Source organism: Clostridioides sp. ZZV15-6383 (genome assembly GCF_020657735.1).
Taxonomy (GTDB): Bacteria; Bacillota; Clostridia; order Peptostreptococcales; family Peptostreptococcaceae; genus Clostridioides; species Clostridioides difficile_D.
Map to the genome: position 1 here is coordinate 54,003 of NZ_JAGWCV010000015.1, position 16,404 is coordinate 70,406.

At 29.4% G+C, this 16,404-nt stretch carries 13 protein-coding genes and 1 riboswitch; of the genes, 3 read left to right on the forward strand and 10 right to left on the reverse strand.

Annotated features, from left to right (window positions below; translation table 11 throughout):
- Positions 1-25: 25 nt before the first annotated feature.
- The 7 genes from prdB to KGF42_RS07920 form a co-directional block, all read right to left on the reverse strand.
- Complete coding sequence (gene prdB, locus KGF42_RS07890) at positions 26-751, reverse strand: D-proline reductase (dithiol) protein PrdB (RefSeq protein ID WP_077709716.1); 726 nt, start codon at positions 749-751, stop codon at positions 26-28.
- A 37-nt stretch (positions 752-788) separates the two neighbouring features.
- Positions 789-1,073: a CBO2463/CBO2479 domain-containing protein gene (locus tag KGF42_RS07895; protein ID WP_003422102.1), complete on the reverse strand. Its 285-nt coding sequence runs from the start codon at positions 1,071-1,073 to the stop codon at positions 789-791.
- Positions 1,074-1,153: 80 nt separating this feature from the next.
- Positions 1,154-3,031 carry a D-proline reductase (dithiol) proprotein PrdA gene (prdA, locus tag KGF42_RS07900; RefSeq protein ID WP_227826080.1) on the reverse strand — a complete coding sequence of 626 codons (1,878 nt, stop codon included), beginning with the start codon at positions 3,029-3,031 and terminating at the stop codon, positions 1,154-1,156.
- A gap of 428 nt (positions 3,032-3,459) precedes the next feature.
- Positions 3,460-5,220, reverse strand: coding sequence for a sigma-54 dependent transcriptional regulator PrdR (prdR, locus tag KGF42_RS07905; RefSeq protein WP_227823173.1), 1,761 nt, complete (start codon positions 5,218-5,220; stop codon positions 3,460-3,462).
- A gap of 401 nt (positions 5,221-5,621) precedes the next feature.
- Positions 5,622-7,610, reverse strand: coding sequence for a thioester domain-containing protein (locus KGF42_RS07910; RefSeq protein ID WP_227826081.1), 1,989 nt, complete (start codon positions 7,608-7,610; stop codon positions 5,622-5,624).
- 570 nt (positions 7,611-8,180) lie between these two features.
- A riboswitch (cyclic di-GMP riboswitch) is annotated at positions 8,181-8,266 on the reverse strand.
- Positions 8,267-8,675: 409 nt separating this feature from the next.
- On the reverse strand, positions 8,676-9,989 hold the full coding sequence (gene prdC / locus KGF42_RS07915; protein ID WP_227822805.1) for a proline reductase-associated electron transfer protein PrdC: 1,314 nt from the start codon (positions 9,987-9,989) through the stop codon (positions 8,676-8,678).
- 389 nt (positions 9,990-10,378) lie between these two features.
- The gene (locus tag KGF42_RS07920; protein ID WP_227822806.1) at positions 10,379-11,143 is read right to left on the reverse strand and encodes a polysaccharide deacetylase family protein; all 765 of its coding nucleotides are present in this window, start codon (positions 11,141-11,143) and stop codon (positions 10,379-10,381) included.
- A gap of 290 nt (positions 11,144-11,433) precedes the next feature.
- Here KGF42_RS07920 and KGF42_RS07925 point away from each other — a divergent pair, with 290 nt between their 5' ends.
- Together KGF42_RS07925 and KGF42_RS07930 are read left to right on the forward strand one after the other, a co-directional pair.
- On the forward strand, positions 11,434-11,637 hold the full coding sequence (locus tag KGF42_RS07925; RefSeq protein WP_003422115.1) for an alpha/beta-type small acid-soluble spore protein: 204 nt from the start codon (positions 11,434-11,436) through the stop codon (positions 11,635-11,637).
- A gap of 190 nt (positions 11,638-11,827) precedes the next feature.
- Positions 11,828-12,364: a DUF4364 family protein gene (locus KGF42_RS07930; protein WP_009891708.1), complete on the forward strand. Its 537-nt coding sequence runs from the start codon at positions 11,828-11,830 to the stop codon at positions 12,362-12,364.
- Between the two features lie 3 nt (positions 12,365-12,367).
- On the opposite strand, the gene KGF42_RS07935 is transcribed toward KGF42_RS07930, so the two are convergent.
- Complete coding sequence (locus tag KGF42_RS07935; protein WP_054275157.1) at positions 12,368-13,234, reverse strand: dehydrogenase; 867 nt, start codon at positions 13,232-13,234, stop codon at positions 12,368-12,370.
- Positions 13,235-13,383: 149 nt separating this feature from the next.
- Between KGF42_RS07935 and KGF42_RS07940 the strand changes: the two genes are divergently transcribed.
- A complete protein-coding gene (locus KGF42_RS07940) occupies positions 13,384-13,629 on the forward strand; it encodes a TIGR03905 family TSCPD domain-containing protein (RefSeq protein WP_054275158.1) in 246 nt (81 codons plus the stop codon).
- Between the two features lie 121 nt (positions 13,630-13,750).
- On the opposite strand, the gene KGF42_RS07945 is transcribed toward KGF42_RS07940, so the two are convergent.
- Complete coding sequence (locus tag KGF42_RS07945; protein WP_227826082.1) at positions 13,751-15,046, reverse strand: bifunctional folylpolyglutamate synthase/dihydrofolate synthase; 1,296 nt, start codon at positions 15,044-15,046, stop codon at positions 13,751-13,753.
- A 118-nt stretch (positions 15,047-15,164) separates the two neighbouring features.
- The gene (locus KGF42_RS07950; protein ID WP_227826083.1) at positions 15,165-16,184 is read right to left on the reverse strand and encodes a S8 family peptidase; all 1,020 of its coding nucleotides are present in this window, start codon (positions 16,182-16,184) and stop codon (positions 15,165-15,167) included.
- Between the last annotated feature and the right edge of the window lie 220 nt (positions 16,185-16,404).

Here is a 16,404-nt window from a genome sequence, read left to right on the forward strand (position 1 = left end):
TATATTTTCAAATATAAATTACATTTTAAACGTGAGCTTTATATTCGTATGGTAATGGAACTATCTTACCAGCAGATGGTATTGCAACTAATTGCTCTAATGTATCTCTTAATATATGTGTTTGCATTTCTATGTTATGTGGTTCACCAGCATTAGCACCCATTGGAACTAATGGAGCAACTGCTCTAGGAGTTCCGTTTTGTCTAACTACTGGAGGAAGAGCTGCTATTATTATTGTAGGTATTCCAGCTTCCTCTATTGCTCTCTGCACGATCACGGCAGTTCTATGGCAAGTACCTCAGCCAGCTGTCATAACTACACCGTCTACTCCCTCTTCCTTAAGTTTAGCAGCGATAGCAGGACCAGTTTCTTCAGTGAAGACATGTTGGTTTCCTCCACCACCCATGAATGCATAGTGCATAGGAGCTACTCCTTTGATAAATCCTTCTGCAGCTAATTCATGTAATCTATCTATAGGGAACATACAGTTTATATCTTTGTTTACATCTCCATTGTCATATCCACCATGTGATACCATCATTTCATCAACTGTAGCTGTATTAGGTATAGCTCTAAATGAAGTATCTCCTGCTAGATTGAATCTCTTGTCAGATTTTAAATGAACACCAGCTGCTGTAGCTAAAGCTATAGTCATATCTTTTAATTCTTTAGTTACAGGAGTCCAAACTGGAGGAGGTGTTATTGGAACGAATATTTCAGATTGAAGTCCTTGTACTGTTGTAAGGCTCATATATTTCCTCTCCCTTCTATTTTCAAACGATTATTTATTATTTTTCTTCTTGTTTTGATTGCATTTCTGCTTGTTTTTCTTTTTCTCTCCTAATATTTTCTACATACTCTTGATTAGGTTCTGGACTTAATACCTCAGGATAGCTTAGCATGAATCCAACTTCTTGACCTATCTTAAGTTCGTAGTCAGTTATAAGCATTCTATTAGGTATTTTAAATTGTCCAAGTCTACCTTTTAGGTCTATAGTTACTCCACCACCTTTGATGTCAACTATAATACCTTCATAAAAAGTCTCTGATGAGATATATTTTAACCTATCCATTATAATTCTACCTCTCTATACTGTTTTAAACTTGGATCTAAATTTATATTATTATCTAAATCTTAGTTGTTATCTAAATTTTAGTTTTCGTCTTTTTCGTATATTTCTCTTCTTTTCTTACTCATTGGTAGAGACTGCTCATTCTCTTCTAATACTATTTTTTCTCCTGTAACTTTTTCTATAGCCTCTATGTTATTTAATTTAACATTTGGATTCCATTTTCTTTCAGGAGCTTTAACTTCTACACCTGATATAGCATTTTTAAGCATTGCCATTATTCTAACAGCATCTTCTGGAGCTAAAGTATTATTAGATAATATTTCATTCTCTATACCTTGCTTAGACTTATTGTTGTCTACCATGTGAGTCATGTATTTATTACCAACAACTAGAGCACCTTGAACAGCTGAGAAACTTACACCAACTACTGGTATACCTCTCATACCTATTTGCTCTATGTGAGATGCGAAGTCTATATGGTTGTTTCCGAAACCTTCAGTAGTTACTACAGCTCCATCAACTTCCATAGCTTCAACTAACATACCTAATCTCTTAGATACATAGAATTTCTCAGCGTTTACTTGTGGAGAACCAACAAATACAACACCTACTAAATCTATTTCTTCATCTTCCATAGCTCTTATTACTAATGGCTCTCTCCAGTAATGTCTTGACATTTCTTTTGATGCAGGTCCTATACAAGTTAATGCATGGATACCACCATCTAATACTTCAAGTGGAGATAATACAACTGGCATGTTTCCTAAGTCAACGTTTGGTTGAGCTCCTAATGTACCAACTGGCTCAACTGGTAATATTAGGTTGTCATGCATTGCACCTTGTCCCATTATTTCTTTTATAACAACAACTTTCTTTTTACCTTCTCTTCTGTATTGCTCTATTACTTCTTCATCAACTACTAAAGAGTTGTCAACTTTCTTTAATGCTTCTCTTATTTCTTGAGTTACATAGTCAAATGCACGGTGAGCAGCTAGAGGTCCTGGTCTTTCCATGTTAGTTCCTGCTTTTATTGTTACTTGACCTTTGATGAATATTTCACCTTTGTCAGCAGCACCTGGTCTACCCCACATCATAGTAGTATTTAACTCACCTTCTGAAGAACCGAATTCACCTATTTGAACTCCATCTTCATCTGTACCAGTTAATACCATTACAGCTCCGTCTATAACTCTTGTTATACCTGAACCTAATTCGCCTTCTTCTTTAGTCGCGATTGGTTGTATATCTAATACAGCTTCACTGTAAGTTTCATATTTATCAGGAGTTATTATTTCTAACTTCATATCTACAACTAACTCTTGAGTTTCATTAGCTTCTTTACATATTTCTTCTGCATTTCTAATGTATAAAGTAGTTCCTTCTATTTTAGTTTCATCAGCAAATTCAACTTTATCTATTTTAAAGTGTCTTTTAGTTAAGCTTCTTAAAAGCTTCTTTTCTTCAACTTTTGGAGCTACTTCTGCTACTTCACTTGCTACTGGAGCAGCAACGTTTGCTGCTGGAGCAACAACTCCTGCTTGACCAGCTACTGATAAAGGTATTTCTAAGCTTATATTCTTACCTTCACCTATGTGTATTTTAACTGTTTCACCTATAACTCCTGTGTTTACTGGAACTACTGCAGCTTCTGCTACTGGAGCTGCTTCTATTACTTCTTCTACTGCTTCTTCTTTAGCCTCTCCTGCTTTGTATCCTTCTACGTTATCTGTAGTCATTGGAGAAAGAGCGTCTAAAGTTTCTTTTAACTTAGCTCCTAGTACTTGACCTATAGTTAATCCATTTTCTGGTATTGTTAATAATCCAGAATCCTCTAAGTCTGCAAATATTGCTGGATCTTCTAAGTTTTCTGGCGCTATAATTGTTCCCGCTTCAAATCTACAACAACAAACTGCTGGGTCATTTGCATGGGCTTGAGCTGTTTCTAAAGTTATTGACATAGTATAAAATACCTCCTTACATTATTTTCTTATTTATTATTTTAAATCTCAATTTCTCAACAGGTAACCCCTTAACTGAGAAATTAAGTAAATTAAAACCTACATAATTTGTTATGATTAATATTATTTTTTTCTCACTTGAAGTCACTTTATATTATAAGCAATTCCTATGCCAACTTATTAACAAAAAGTTTTTTTCTATAATAGATTCTCCATCTATCGCTATTTTTAGCCAAACATTATATAAATATTTATTTAAAATATGTTATTTTTTGTATTTGTAAACATTTTCTCAAATAAAAAAAGTGTCAATTAATCAACACTTTTTTGTTTTTTTTAACATACCCATATATATAATGTTGTTACAAGCATTGGTTTTACTAGCTTTCAAATTAAAGTTTATCATTTTGTCAAAATTTAGTCATGTGTCATATTTTAGACACATCTATTTTATATTGGTCTATCTTATAATACAATGTTGTTCTTGGTATATTTAATATTTTGGCTGCTTTAGCCTTATTTCCATTAGACATTTTAAGTGCCTTCGTTATGTTCTTTATTTCAATCTTTTGAGTTGCCTTAGTCAAATCCAAAGGATACTCTTCTTCTTCAGTACTATTATTTGTAGAATCCATCATATAACTTGGTACATCATCCACATCTATTTTAGAATTTTGGGACAATACAACAATATTTTCAATTGTATTTTTTAATTCTCTGATATTTCCTTTCCATCTATAGTTTTGAAATATATCTATTACATCTTTACTAATTGTAAGAACAGGCTTATTATTTTGTTTGCATATCTCTTCTAGAAAGCTATGAACCAATAATCCTATGTCCTCTTTTCTCTCTCTAAGTGGAGGAATCTTTATCTCCACAACATTTAATCTATAGTATAAATCTTCTCTAAATTTTTCTGCCTTTACCATTTTACCTAAGTCCTTATTGGTAGCTGATATTATTCTAGGATTTATTTTTATTGTAGTATCTCCACCAACTCTTCTTATTTCTTTTTCTTGCAGCACCCTAAGCAATTTAGCCTGCATGCTAAGAGGTAAATCAGCAATTTCATCTAAAAATACAGTTCCATCCTTTGCAAGTTCAAATATACCTATTCGACCTTTTTTGCTTGCTCCAGTAAATGCACCTGATTCATACCCAAAAAACTCACTTTCAAATAGTTCATTTGGTATTGCACTACAGTTAACTGGTATAAATTGACCTTTTCTCTCACTATAATCATGAATAGCTCTTGCAAATACTTCTTTACCTGTACCACTTTCACCCCAGATAAATATACTACTATTCGTTCTAGCTACCTGTTTTGCAACCGCTTTCGATTTTTCCAATTTATAACTTTTACCTAAAATCTTATCAAAACTACCTTTAGATAAATTTTTAACTTCATTTTTTAGATATTTTAATGTATCATTTACTTTTTCAAGCTCAAGAGCTAGTATCTTAGCTTCTGTGACATCAACTTCTGTACATACAACTCCGATAAATTCGTCCTTATAAAATATAGGATTTGCATGAACCAACGCATACATATTTTCTTTTTTATCAGTAAAATACAGGTCACTCATTCCAACTTTGCTATTTAGTACTTTTTCTGAAATAGTGTTTTCCAAAAATTCATTCATCTGTCGACCAACGATGTCTTCAGACTTTATATCATATCTTTCCTCCATAAACTTATTCCACAAGATAACAACACCTTCGTTATTTATAGCACAAATTCCTTCTTTAATTTGACCTATAATATATTTCAAGGTCAATCCATAGTCTTCTAAATGCATATATAGATAATCCCTAATATGCTCTTGTTTTAGAACTCCAATAATTTTATTATCTTTGAGAACAGGAAGAATTCCTATATTTTTTAATATCATTATATCTCTACATTCATCTAAGGTTAAACCTTCGCTGACATATATTACGTCCTTTTTCATTATAAGTTTTACTGTTTGGCCTTCATACTTTTTATGCATCTCATAAAGATTATTTATATCCGTCATGGATATAATGCCTTTTAATTTGCCAGATGAATCTATTACCATTAGAGTTTTTGTGTTGCTTTTTATCATTTCTTTTATTGCATCTTCAATTCTTGTGTCTTCGTCTATAGTTGTAAATTTTGTATCCATTACCTCTTCTACTTTTTTTACTTCTGGTATCGAAAACATAAAGTCCCCCCTTTATAGTAGTACATCATCAGAACTTATTTATATATATTTATTCTAGCATATCATAATAATTATTTATTAGATAATTATTATTAAAATTTCTTAAGTAATTAGTATATAAATTTATATAATCACTTTAAAATTTATAATTAAATTTATACAAATGAAATCAAGTGAATTATACCCTTAGTCTATTATTTTTTCAATACTATTTTCACCTTCAAAACATTTTTCTATTCGCCAAACAATTAATGAACACCTATATCTAATTATAAATTTAAGAATATAATTAAAGTGAATACTTCTAAATAAACCATCTTTACATAAAAAAAGTCTCAAAACGATTTTTAAATCACTTTGAGACAATTTATTTTAAACTTAATAATAAATAATAATCTAGATTAATTTCTTTTTCTTTTACATTGATACGCTAATCCACAAATTGCAATGATACTAATAAATACATATGACATCATCTGAGTTTCATCACCTGTTTTTGGTGATTTTACTACTATATCATCATTTGATGGTACTGGTGGATTTACTACAGTATCATCTGTTGATGATTCTGGTGTCTTTTCCACTGTATTACTTACTGGTGGTACTGGTGGATTTATTACAGTATCATCTGTTGGTGGCACTGGTGGATTTATCACTGCATCATCTGATGGTGGTACTGGTGGATTTATCACTTCATCATCTATTGGTGGTGATGGTTTAGGCTTATGTCCATTTGTATCATCTGATGGTGGCACCGGTGGATTTACAACATCATCCGTTGGTAGACCTATGTTAAAGTTAACTTCTTGACCATTCTTTTTCTCTATTGTATAGCTTAATAAGTTTTGCTTACTAGATGGTAATAAAGATGAATGGTCTTTTTGTCCTAAATCAAATACTGCCTTATAATATTGAATAGCTTTTGGAAAAATATAATCATAAGATACAGCAGAAATATTAGCCTTCGCATCTGGCTTTCCAACACTCTTAAGTTTAAATTTATGTTGTGTTGAAACTTCTATTTCACCTGTACCTATTATGTTACCATTTTCATCATAAGCAGTTACTCCATCTGGTAATCTTAACTTTACTACACCACTATAACCTACCAAGGCCACAGCTTCTGTTTCATAAGTGCCATCTTCATTTTTTTCAAATTTAATATCAGTTAAACCATTGCTTAAACTAGGTTTTCCTGTATCATTTGGCTTTAACTCTTCACGACCTGCTTTTAACAATGCTTCCAAATAAGCTTTTACATTTATCGCTACTTCTTTCTTCTTTTGATACTCAGCTCTTTCTTCTTCAGTTTTTGCATTTTCTATAAATCTATCACAAAGGTCTATAGAACCTTGATACTGATTAAGTCTTTCTTGTTCATCTATTTGTCCAAGAATAATCCAAATTGCACTTTGAGTAGCTGAGTAAGTCATTAATTCATTTTCTTCTCCACCTAAATTAAATTGTTGCTTATATCCAAATCCATCAAATTCAGAACCTGCATATAGTATAGATTTAACTGCATCTTCATTTTGATTTTCTTGACCATTAAAATCTTCTGCTGGCAAATATGGGCTCTTCCCATCACTACTTGGAGGTTTTAAATGGTTATTATAACAAAATGCAGTTTGCTCTCCATCTTCACCTTCTATCACATATTTGTTATCTTTTGTACTTGCTCCTATAAGACCCTCTATTACATAGTCAAAAGTTAAAGTCTTCGTAATATCATTAAATCTTATATCATAATAAGACCTATCTGAACCATCTGTTTCTTTTAGCAAACAAGAATTTTTTACTTTTGCTTTTTTATCATGCCATAAACTGACAAATAAGTCTTTTTGGGTAAGTACTTGGTTAATTTCTGATTGTTCATCTGCCTTTACATTTTCTTCATCTTCCCAAAAGTTATATACTATTTTATTTATTTGAGATAAAGTCATATCAAGAATTTTATCAATATCTTGTTTTAAACTCATTTCTTCTAATGGCTTTTCTTCTTCTGGAATTTGACCATCTAATGGTTTTTCTCCCTCTGGTGTTTGTCCATCTGATGGTTTCTCTCCTTCTGGTGTTTGTCCGTCTAATGGTTTCTCTCCTTCTGGAGTCTGTCCGTCTGATGGTTTCTCTCCCTCTGGTGTTTGTCCATCTGATGGTTTCTCTCCCTCTGGAGTCTGTCCGTCTGATGGTTTCTCTCCTTCTGGTGTTTGTCCATCTGATGGTTTTTCTCCTTCTGGTGTTTGTCCATCCGATGGTTTTTCTCCATTAATTATTGTATCATTGCCAATCACTTCATCAGCATAAGATACTATTGGTGTAAATGTAGTAAATACCATACTAAAAGCAATTACTAAACTGATTATACTTGATTTTTTAATTTTTGTTTTCAAAATTCTCCTGATACTAAAAATGTATATTGTACATATTCAATATAATTAAAATTATTATATTTATTCTCCTTACAATATATCTTTAGTGTGTTCAATTAGGGTCGTTACTCCTAACCAGTTCGCTTATGAACTTCTTAATATTTCTATTAAGCACAGACTATATCATTACCTAATAATCAATTAGGCACTCCCCATTTCCCCACACTTGTAGGTACGAGATTTCTCTCTAGTCGTTGAAGTTTCTTCTTTTCGAAGCTTACCTGCTGATTATCCATTTTCAAGGCACTTAGGATTTAACCTTATGCCATCTAACTAATTTTTTCTACTTTCGTAACCTCAAGTGTTTATTGAATAGACACTCTATCACACTTATCCTTATTTCATGATTATGTTGTGGTTTAGTTAGCTTTAGGAACTTCCAGCAATTAAAGGAGTTTTGGGCAGATATTCTGCCACTCTACACTCGTTCTGAATGTAGGGAGCATTTCAAAAATATATTTTTTTTATCTTTAATTATTTATTTTTTTAGGTATTGTTATATATTTTTGACAATTAAAAGTTACTCCTATTTATATTTATAGCAGGTTGCACTACTAACTCCATATATCTTTTAAGTGCCCAAATGTAAGATATACTTCACAGTTTCTATAAATAGGTTTTCTAATTTTTCTTTTTTAACTTTTTAAGTGCACTTTTTTAACAAATTAAAATATAAACTAGTATCTAAGATACTTCTCTAATAAAAGACAAAAATTAGTTTTTACACTAAAAAAGATACTATAGAGTATCTTCAAATATCACAAAAATCTTTTACTCTATTGGATAGTTGACCTAATCTAATATACATATCAATACAAATCACATATTTGAGTATTATTATTTTTGTCTAATATTAATTATAATAGCTATTGCTATTATTATATAATATCTAACATGCTTTGTCTATTTTTTCCAGTTGTTTTATAACATATACTTTACTCTCAAATTACATTAGAACATTAAAAAACATCTTTAGAAGTAACTTTTAAGTTTTACTTCTAAAGATGTCTATCTTATATTAATCTATTATTTTATTTTTAATCTTACGTCACCTTTTATTCTTCTTATTAATGGGTGATTAACTGTTCTCATTACATGGTCAGTAATATGATATACACCTAATTTTAATTTTGGTGCAGAACCCATTACTGTGTTACTACAATCAGTACAGTTTCCTATTAATATAACTTCTGCTCCAGCTTTCTTAAACTCTATACATTTTTGAGCTTGTCCTGGACAGTGTCCTGGATTTTCACATTTTAATGCACCTTTAATTTCTTGAGCTTGTTTACATTTTTGAACTGATACTATATCAGTAACTCCCATTTTAGCTGCTATGTCTCTCATTCTCTCTTCGTTAGGTCCACATGCACAGACTAAAAGACCCATTTTTCTCTTTTCATTAACAAATGGCATAGTAACTATTATACCACCACTAGTTTTAGTTATTGGAGCATCTAAAGTAGTAGCTTTACCAGTGAAAGGTCCTCCTAAGATTACTTCACCATATTCACCTTTTATTCCGCCAGCTCTTTCAATTAACTCTCCAACAGTAGTTCCGATTGGCACATCTTCAAATACTATCGATTCTTTTCCACTGTTTAATTGACCAACTACAGTTATATTTTTAGAGATAACTGGTCTTTTTTGCTCAACAGCCTCTACTATTCTAGTTAATGTTTCTACGTTTATTACTACTGCATTAGCCTCTGAAGGTAATTGAGTTGGCTCAAGTAATTTTCCTAGAACGTCCCTTACTATTGCTCTCTCTTCTCCCATTGGGTACATATCAACTAGTTCTGCAACTTCTATGTTGTCTCCTGGCTTTATTACTTTTTTGAAAGCTTCTATTGCTTTTGGATGTTTGCTTTTTATTGCTAGCATACCTTTTCCAGCATTAGTAACTTCCATAGCATATTTTATACCTTGGTAAACTGTTTCTGGTCTTTCTTCTATTTCTTTTATATTATGAGCTAATAAAGGTTCACATTCAGCTGCATTTGCTAATATTGTTCCACCATTTAAATCTATGTTTAATTTTACATGAGTAGGGAATCCTGCTCCACCCATTCCTACGATTCCAGCTTCTTTAATTAAGTCAAGTATACCTTCTCCTTTTAATGGTTCAAAAGTATCTTCTTGTACTTCATCAGCTTCAATTACTATAGCTTGGTCATTTATTTCACTTATTTTTCCACTAACACTGGCATAAATATTTGCCCCTAATCCAGTTGGTTCTGCGATTAGAGTTCCTTTTTTTACTACATCTCCAACACTTACTACTGGTTTATCTGGACCACCAACGTGTTGTTTTAATAAAATAGAATATAGTTTGTTCAACTAGTACGCCCCCTTAAGTATATTAATTTTTTTATAAGCTGTTCAAATAATGTTAATGCTATTTTTCTATTATAAGGTCTTAACATATTGTTTATTTCTATAGAACATATCGCTTATTAACAAAGCAATTTCTATGCCAACTTTTAAACAAACTTATACCCTTTGGAAATACTGTCTTACAGCATTTATTACTTCTTCTAAATTTTTAAACCCATCAAAAAAAAGTCAATTATTAGACACTTTTTCAATCAATTTAATCTATAATTATTGATATTGCATACATGTATAAAAAGTGTCAAAAAATAGACACCGTCTTTTTATCGACACTTTTCTAACATATACTATATAATTTACCACAACTTTACTAAAAATATACATTTATTACTTAATTAATTCTTAAGTTTTTGCACACCTTTGGAATCAACTATGTAATTATCTTTATACAATAAATCGGATATTTTTACTAAACTGTATCCATCTTTTTTAAGCCGACTTATTATAGTATCCAAATAGTCATCTACATTATTTATATTAGCATGAAATAAAACTATTGAACCAGGTTGAGATTCTTTTATTACTTTTTCAATTACATGGTTTGGTCCAAGTTCTTTCCAGTCTATTGAATCTACATCCCACTTAATTACTTTATAACCTAAATTACTGCAAATGTCCATAGCTTTATTGTTTACATCCCCAAAAGGAGGTCTAAATAAATTAGTCTTTTTTCCTGTTATATTATATATTTTTTCTGATGTAGTTTCTATTTCTTTTGTTATGTCTTCTTTTGATATTTCTTTCAAATTGGCATGGGTATTTGAATGATTTCCAATTTCATGCCCTTTTTCATCTATAGCTTTTACAATTTCTTCATTATCATCCACCCAACTACCAACTAGAAAAAAAGTAGCTTTTACATTATGTTTATCCAAAATTTTTAAAATATCATCCATATTATCAGTTCCCCATGCTACATCAAAACTTAAAGCTATTTTTTTCTCATGCGTATCAACTTTATATATAGGCATTTTTGAATTATCGGATTTAGAGCATATGTATTTTATCCCATAGACAAAAGCAAATATTAATACTAACAATAAGGAAAAAAATAAAACACTATATATCAAAGCTTTAGTTCTTTTAACTTCTCTTTTCATACAATTCCCCCTTTTAAATAATTTCTTCTATATTTAAAATTTATTTTTTTTTAGCTCAAAAAAGTACTGTAATATTTAATTTGTAAGACAACAACTAAAAAAATAAATCCTATATTGACCCAATTAAACTCTATAAAATACTCGTTTATTTAATTTTTTTATATTTTTTACATTTTTACCTTTATTTTTCTGTATATATTATTTTTATTTTGGAGAAATTAGTATTAACATCACATAAATAAAAGTGTTGTTAGACATCATAAACTAATTATTTGAGGAGGAAATTTACTATGTCAAATTCAAACAGAACAGTAGTTCCAGAAGCAAAAGCTGCTTTAAACCAAATGAAATTAGAAATAGCTAATGAAATAGGTTTATCTAACTATGAAAACATAGACAAAGGTAACTTAACAGCTAGAGAAAATGGATATGTTGGTGGATACATGACTAAGAAATTAGTTGAAATGGCTGAAAGACAAATGGCTGGAAAATAAATAGTAAATTTTGACACCTGGGTATCAACAGGGCTGCTAATTAGTAGCCCTGTTTCTCCATGTTTATTTATAAAATTATTTTTGTATAAATTGTTAAAGATTAATAATACTATACAAATTGTTCTTTTAATTTTGTATAAATTAGTTTAATATATTATATATAGAAATAGTTTGACGGAGGATGATATTTATGTTTGAAAACTCGTCTGAAGAATTAGCATATCACAAACTTTTAATTTTATATATATTAGAAAAAATTAAAATGGATTTAACTAATTCTCAAATAACTCAAGTAGTATTAGAGACTGAAATGATGAATTATTTTTCATTACAACAGCTTTTATCTCAGCTTATGGAATCTAAGTTTTTGACTACATATAAAGACTCTGACAGAGAATATTATGCTCTTACTCAAAGAGGTGTAGAAAGTCTAGAATACTTCTTTAATCGAATACCTACTAGTGTTACTGAAAAAATAGACAAGTATATAGATTCTAACAAAGAAAATTTACTAGCAGATACTCAAGTAAAGTCTAGCTTCGTAAAACAAAGTGATAATGAATTTATCGTCAACCTTAGAGTCATAGAAAATCAGTCTAACTTAATAGATTTAAATCTAAATGTTTCATCAGAGAAACAGGCAAAACTTATCTGCAATAACTGGAAAAACAATGCATCTTATATGTATGCCGAAGTTATCGACCTACTTATAAGAGACATACATTAAAGCCTACAAACAAACTATAGTTGTAGGCTCTTTTCCTACCCTGATTACTTTTATTAATTTATTATTTGCAGTTTCGTAAACCTTCACTGAGTTTTCCTGTGTATCTGATACAAATAGTAACTTTTCATCTTTGGATATTTCTAATCCCTGAGGAATTCCATTTATCTCAATATTCCCAATATATCTACTTGTTGTATAATCTAATATTCTCACATTATTATATCCTAAATCAGCAACATAAACTTTTTTCCCACTATAATTAAACCTTATTTCTACTGGTAATAAGAATTCATATAATACCTTTTTTATATCCATGCTCACTTCATCAACTATTATAAGCTTTCCATCAAGTGTTGATATATACATTTCTTTCTTTCGTTTATCAAGTTCTATATGCCACGCTCTAAAGTCCATGTTTATTTTCTTTTGTATATTTTTGTTAATTGCATCTATACATACTATCGAATTTATACATGGTACATATAACTTTTTACTCTCTCTGTCAAAATCAAATCCATGTGGCATGTTATCAACACTAATAATTCCTATTGGATTTAATGTATTTTTATCTAGTATATATATACTATTAGAATCTTCATTTGCTACAAATAATTCATTATCGCTAAGTACAATTTGACTAAGACTTCCTCCTATAGAAACAGTATCTATTATTTTGTCATTACTTAAATCTAAGACATAGAGTATCCCATTACTTGAACTAGGTATGTATATTAAATTTTTTTCTTTTTCTATGCAAAAATGATGTGGATATATATTATCTTCTAATACTATTTCTTTTTCTAGCTCAAGTGTAGAATAATCAACTATGCTAATACTCTTTGATAGATAGTTAGAAATATAGATTTTCATATAACCCCTCCTCTCTACAATACATATACTACAATAATATATTATTTCATTAGCTTGTATTATGCTTTATAGTTGCATTATTACGCATATATTTGGTATTATTATTAATGTTAAAAATAAAGAAATAATATTTAATGGAGGTCTTTTTAATGAAAGTAACATTTAACCCAAGTGGTGTCTGTTGTAGAGAAATGATTTTTGAAGTTGATGAAAATAATATGATTGTTGATGCTGAGTTTATAGGAGGATGTAATGGTAATTTATCAGGACTTAGAAGCTTAATAATTGGTCAAAATGCTCTTGAAGTTGCTGATAAGCTAAATGGTATTGACTGTGGTGGAAAAGGTACTTCTTGTCCAGACCAATTATCTAAAGCCATCCGTCAATCTATATAATTACTACTATATAAACATCAATAAAATTATTAAAAACTTACTTTATATAAAAAGAGTTGTCCATTTTTTAGACAACTCTTTTTTATACTTTTATTTATATTCATGTATTCATTTTATAAAATTATAATTTCTTTACTAAAGTTCTTACTGTACCAATCATATATAATGAACCTGCACTTATTATAACATCATCCTTATTTGATGTTTCTAAGGTATAATTTACTGCATCTTCTATCTCATGTTTTGATGTTACATCATCCACATATTTTAATACTTTTCCTTTTAATACATCTGAATTTATAGCTCTTGGATTACTTGGTGTTGTTGTTATTACCTTATTGAAGTGTGGCAATAATATATCTAAAACACTATCAATATCTTTGTCTTCCAACATACCTATTAATAAGGTTAATTTTCTATCTTTAAAATTTTTATCAAGTGCTTTTGCTAAGGATTTTGCTCCATCTTCATTATGTGCACCATCTATTATAAAAATTGGATTTTCTTTTATCTTTTCTATTCTTCCTGGCCATTTAGTAATTATAAGCCCTTTTCTTATAGACTCTTCACTTATATTTGCTAATTTTATATCTTTTAGATATTTTATTACACTCATTGCCAATATAGAATTATTTATTTGATGTTCTCCTATCAGTTTTATTTCAAGGTCTTTATAAATTTCTTTCATTACAGTACAATCATATATTTGAGAATTTATATCTGATTTTTTTATATTTACATCATCAAAATTAACTTCTATATATTCAGCTTTTTTTTCATTACAAACTGACTTTATAACATCTTTTGCTTCATCAGTTTGGTCATATACTAGTACTACTCCATTTTCCTTTATTATGCCAGCCTTTTCATATGCTATTTTTTCTATTGTATCTCCAAGTATACCTGTATGGTCCAAACTTATAGATGCTATCACACTTACAAGTGATTTTGTTATTATATTCGTAGCATCATATCTTCCACCTAATCCAACTTCCAAAGCTACAAAGTCCACCTTTTGTTCCGAATAGTAATAAAATGCCATAGCAGTAACCACTTCAAATTCTGTTGGATATGCATAGCCTTCTTCCACCATAATCTCTATTTTTTCCTTTATTAATTCAATTATTCTAGCAACATCATCTTGTGGTATATTTTCTCCATTTACTCTTATACGTTCCGTAAAAATTTCTAAATATGGAGATGTATATAAACCAACTTTATATCCACACTCTCTCAGTATATTAGAAACAAAAGAACACACAGAACCTTTTCCATTAGTTCCAGCTATATGTATTATATTTAAAGTTTCTTGTGGATTTCCTAATAATTCTAATAATTTTCCGATATTCTCTAGACCTAATCTTATACCAAATTTATTGGTTTGTGATATGTACTCTAATGCTTCCTCGTATTTCATTATCTAATTCCCCCTGTATTGGCATTTTCTTTTATGTTATCTAATTATAGTGTATTTTTTGCTTTTAATCTACTGACAAAGAATACATATAATCTAATACCTTCTACATTAAATTTAGCTACAAATCTTTATTTTTATACCTTTCCACTAATCTAGTTAGTGTATATATCGAAACTAAGTCATATTTCGATATGTTCATATAATTAAACTTTATGTCAAATCTATGTTCTAGTTTTTTCAATAAATTAAAACAATTATCATAAATTAGTCCTATCTCCTTATTAAAAAGGCTACACTTAAATAATTTCTCATTATCATCTTCAATATTTAAACAATCCTTGACAACATCAGCTACTTTCATAAGAAGAGTATTTTCTTTGTCATACAAATCAAATTTAAAGTTTTGAATTCTACTATACTCGTCAAAATCATAACTGTCCCAATGATTTTTAGTTGCTAATGATTCAAGCTTATCATTTAAATCAGATATTGTTATATCTGGTTTTTCTGATAATATCTTAGCTATTTTACCAGTAAACTTTGCTGATAAATAACTATTACATTTTGGTGGCAACTTATAGGAATTATTTATATCACAACTTATATATGAATTGCTATCCATAACACATTGAACATCATATTTTTTATTGTACCAAAATGAATTATCTACATCTAAAGTAAATCCCCTTACTCCTATGACATTGTTAAACATAGCTGGATAACTTAAGTTAAAGTTATTATCTAGTGAACATACTATTATTTTTCCTTTTCTAAACAATTCATAGCAAACTTCAAATAACCCCTTAACACTTTCTACTCCTATTACTGATAAACTCAAATTAATTAATCTTATGTTAGTGTCTAAAAGGTATCTTAATGCTTCTTCAAGAACTTTTATATTTGTAATACCATCTGTCCTTAAAACTTTTATTACAAATAACTCTACATCTTCATACTCCTTCTTTATTATTGATGCACAAGCAGTTCCATGACCATCTTCATCATCAAATTTATCTGATATAAAGATATAATCATGTATACATTCAAAAGCAATCCCTCCAACTAAGCTATCTTTTAAGTAATCATGTTTTTTATCTATTCCTGTATCTAATACTGCAACCTTAACTTTATTATTCATATCACATATATTCTCCATTACTAAAAGTTTTTAATGTATCTATGTTAATAGTTTATCTTAAACTTTGATTTAAGTTGCACAATTTATCTTTTAAATGCTATATTTCTTGCTAAAAACATAAAATAAGTACACTATATATTTAATTTATATTTATTATATAAATTATTATCATTAAATTGTTAAATATTACGATAAAATTTTTAGATTTATATCACAATTT